General features: G+C 71.2%; 4 protein-coding genes and 1 tRNA gene. 3 read left to right on the top strand and 2 right to left on the bottom strand.

The genetic code is table 11. From position 1 onward, the window contains the following. Nucleotides 1–675, bottom strand: a 675-nt coding sequence (locus AOK18_RS28555) for an ABC transporter ATP-binding protein (RefSeq protein WP_055696196.1), incomplete at its 3' end; no start/stop codon positions are given. Between the two features lie 499 nt (nt 676–1,174). Here AOK18_RS28555 and AOK18_RS28550 point away from each other — a divergent pair. Together AOK18_RS28550 and cutA are read left to right on the top strand one after the other, a co-directional pair. After that, nucleotides 1,175–1,262 (top strand) — tRNA-Leu (locus AOK18_RS28550). A gap of 232 nt (nt 1,263–1,494) precedes the next feature. Further along, nucleotides 1,495–1,821, top strand: coding sequence for a divalent-cation tolerance protein CutA (cutA, locus tag AOK18_RS28545; RefSeq protein WP_055573746.1), 327 nt, complete (start codon nt 1,495–1,497; stop codon nt 1,819–1,821). On the opposite strand, the gene AOK18_RS34920 is transcribed toward cutA, so the two are convergent. Continuing rightward, nucleotides 1,818–1,958 (bottom strand): hypothetical protein, encoded by a 141-nt coding sequence (locus tag AOK18_RS34920; protein ID WP_240503351.1) that lies wholly within the window; start codon nt 1,956–1,958, stop codon nt 1,818–1,820. The two genes, cutA and AOK18_RS34920, sit on opposite strands and share 4 nt — an antisense overlap. A gap of 613 nt (nt 1,959–2,571) precedes the next feature. Between AOK18_RS34920 and AOK18_RS28540 the strand changes: the two genes are divergently transcribed. After that, nucleotides 2,572–3,477 (top strand): Bax inhibitor-1/YccA family protein, encoded by a 906-nt coding sequence (locus tag AOK18_RS28540; protein ID WP_055696195.1) that lies wholly within the window; start codon nt 2,572–2,574, stop codon nt 3,475–3,477. Nucleotides 3,478–3,565: the final 88 nt, after the last annotated feature.

Genomic DNA, 3,565 nt, shown 5'->3' with positions numbered 1-3,565 from the left:
CGCGGCGACCGGGTCGTGGGTCACCATGACCACCGTCTGCCCCAGCTCGCGCACGGAGTTGCGCAGGAAGCCGAGCACCTCGGCACCGGAACGGGAGTCGAGGTTCCCGGTGGGCTCGTCGCCGAAGACGATCTCGGGCCTGGAGGCCAGCGCCCGCGCGACCGCGACCCGCTGCTGCTGGCCGCCGGACAGCTGGGACGGCCGGTGGCTCAGCCGGTCGGCCAGGCCGATCATCCCGATCACCGTGTCGAGCCACTGCCGGTCCGGCTTGCGCCCCGCGATGTCCATCGGGAGGGTGATGTTCTCCAGGGCCGTCAGGGTCGGCAGCAGGTTGAACGCCTGGAAGATGAAGCCGATCTTGTCCCGGCGCAGCCGGGTGAGCTGCTTGTCCTTGAGGGACCCCAGCTCGGTGTCACCGATGCGCACGGAACCGGACGAGAACGTGTCGAGACCGGCCACGCAGTGCATCAGGGTGGACTTGCCCGAACCGGAGGGGCCCATGATCGCGGTGAACTCGGCCTGCCGGAAGTCCACGGAGACCTGGTCGAGGGCGACCACCCGGGTCTCACCCTGGCCGTAGGTCTTCGACAGCTCCGTGGCACGTGCGGCCACGGCGGTGGTCCGGTCGGCTGCGGGTCCCCCCGGACGGAGTCCGGGGGAGGGTGCGGTGGTCACGGGATGGACACTCCTGACGGTACGGCGTTTCACGGCAACGGGACGAGATCCATCGTTCCGTCCGCGGGCTCCCGTGGAGTCAGCCCCAGCTCCGGTTCCGGGGGGCGACTCGGGGTGGACCCCGGGGCCCGCCGTCATACCTGCGGATGACGGCCGACCCGGAGCGAGGGGGAGACGTCCCGGACCGGGAGGGCGGATCCGGGCCCGGACCGGGGCGCCCCGGGCCCGGACCGGGGGCGGGTCCGGGCCGAGCGGAGCCGGCTGAACACCCGATGCCGCAAGAACAGGTGGAGCGCCCTTGTTCAGACGGTGAAATTCCGTCATTCCGTACGTGCGGCGGGTCCCCGCACGCACGGCTGGTGGCATGTGCTGATGGCGATTCCCGTGGCCTGATACACCCTCAGGCGCCAATAAAATAAGACAACATCGGCCCACCACCCCGCAGTTCGGATGAGGGGTCCCGATAGGCTCGGGGGGCCCGAAGCGGAGCCCATGGCCTGCCCGGATGGTGGAATGCAGACACGGCGAGCTTAAACCTCGCTGCCCCTGCTGGGGGCGTGCCGGTTCGAGTCCGGCTCCGGGCACCATCTTCGACGCACCCCTGTTCCGGCGGTTGCCTCTGCCCTCAGAACGGGAAGGCGTTCACGCCCGGTGCTGTCGGCCTGTGCCGGGTGAGGTGGCCCGGACGGCGGGAACCCCCTGTGCTCGTCATGCCTCACCGCGCAGGCGGCTACATGGGGCTCTGCCGTGAGGCACGCACGGCTTTGACATCCTGCGGGTACTGCCCCCTCGGAGACGGGGGCCGTTACTCTCCCGGCCATGACTGACTACGTGCAGGTATCGACCGCTACGCCCGTCCGCGAGAACGCCGTCGACTTGGCCCAGGGGGCGGTCAAGGCGCGGCTCGCTGCGGGCGCGCAGATCATCGGCCCCGTCACGTCGGTGTTCTGGCACCTCGGGGAGTTCGGTGAGGGCGAGGAGTGGCGGCTGCTCCTCACGACGACGCGCGAGCGGTACCCGGAGCTGGAGCGGTATCTCCTCGACGCGCACCCGTGGGACAACCCGGAGGTGATCGCCACGCCGATCACAGGGGCGGCCCGCTGCCTGGAGTGGATCAAGGGCAGTGTGGACCCCGCGTCGTCCTAGGCGGTGGCGCTCTCCAGCAGGTGACGGACGGACGGGACGTCCCGGTGCCGGCCCAGCTGCGCCAGTACCGGGGTGAGCCGCTGGCGAGGGCGTACGGAGGCCACGCCGGTGGACAGGGTCAGTGCCCGGCCGGTCACCGCGGCGGCCTCCTCGATTTCCCCGGCCGCGAGGTAGGCGTCCGCGAGCCACGAGAGGTAGAGCGCTTTGTCCCGGGCGCGGACGACGTCGTCTCCACGGGGCCGGGGTCCCCGGACGCGTTCGCCCCGCGGTCCGACGGGCGGGTGCCCGGGTGGGGCATCGACCCCCCGACGTCCTGGACGGCGTCGACGGCACCCGGCTCACGACCGTCGGCGGTGTCGAAGGCGCGCCTCCGGCGTGGCCCCGGCGACGGCGACGCCTCCGGCCACGTGCCGGTGCAGCCGGTCCGGGTGCGCGGGCTTCCCCCGATCCGCCGTACGCGCGTCCCTCGATCTCACGGGTCCGGCCGTCGACACCGGCGGCGGCCACCGGGGCCGGGGGTCCGCGCTGGTCCTGGGCGGACCCGGGAAGGGCCGGAACGGGCGGGGCCGGTCCCGGGAAGGTACCGGACAGGTCATGGTTCGGCGTCCCGCGGTGAGGGGAATCGCACCGCCGCGTAGCGTGTTGTGCAGCACAACGAGGGAAAGATCCTTCTCGGGCAGGGGGGTCATTCCTTTGCCTACCTATTACTCTTGAGCCCAAGGCCGCGTCGTGTGGCCATGGAGGAGTGAAATGAGGAGCAGAAACCCGGTCTTCTCGCGACGGGGGTTCAGCCGCGACAACGGCTACGCGGGCTTCAACACCGCGCCGCAGGCCGGGGGTCCCGCTGTCGCCACGCAGGGCAACCCGTACGCGCAGCCCACCGGCAACCCGTACGCGCAGAACCCCTACGCGCAGAACCCGTACGGCCAGCAGGACGTGCAGCACGGTGCGCCGCAGGCGCCCGTCGCCGCCGGCCGGATGACCATCGACGACGTCGTCATGCGCACGGGCACCACGCTCGGCGTGCTCATCGTCTTCGCCGCGCTCGCCTGGGCCCTGCTGCCCGTGGACGACGCCAACCTCGGCCGGTCCTACGGCATCGGCATCGGCGCCGCGCTGATCGCCATGGTCCTGGGCCTCGTGCAGTCCTTCAAGCGCAAGGCCGCGCCCGCGCTGATCCTGACGTACGCCGCGTTCGAGGGCGTGTTCCTCGGCGTGATCTCCAGCGTCGTCGACAACCGCATCGCCGACGGTGCGGCCATGCAGGCCGTGCTCGGCACCATGGCGGTCTTCGTCGGTGTGCTGGTGGCGTACAAGGCGGGCTGGATCCGCGTCAACCGCCGCTTCTACGGCTTCGTGATGGCGGCCGCGCTCGGCTTCATCCTGCTGATGTCCGTGAACCTGCTGTTCGCGGTGTTCGGCGGCGGTGACGGCCTCGGCTTCCGCAGCGGCCCGCTCGGCATCATCTTCGGCGTCATCGGCATCATCCTCGGTGCCTGCTTCCTCGCCCTGGACTTCAAGCAGGTCGAGGACGGTCTCGCCTACGGTGCCCCGCGCGAGGAGGCCTGGCTCGCCGCCTTCGGCCTCACGCTGACGCTGGTCTGGCTCTACCTCGAGTTCCTGAGGCTCATCGCGATCTTCAGCAGCAGCGACTAGCGACCGGTCGGCGCGCGGGTGAGCGACGCGTCCGACCCACGAGGACACAGGCGAGGGCCCCGGGTTCACCCGGGGCCCTTCGCCTGTG

This window comes from Streptomyces prasinopilosus (assembly GCF_001419695.1).
GTDB lineage: Bacteria > Actinomycetota > Actinomycetes > Streptomycetales > Streptomycetaceae > Streptomyces > Streptomyces prasinopilosus.
The sequence above is the reverse complement of the archived record's forward strand: the minus strand, read 5'-3'. Positions and strand labels throughout refer to the sequence as shown.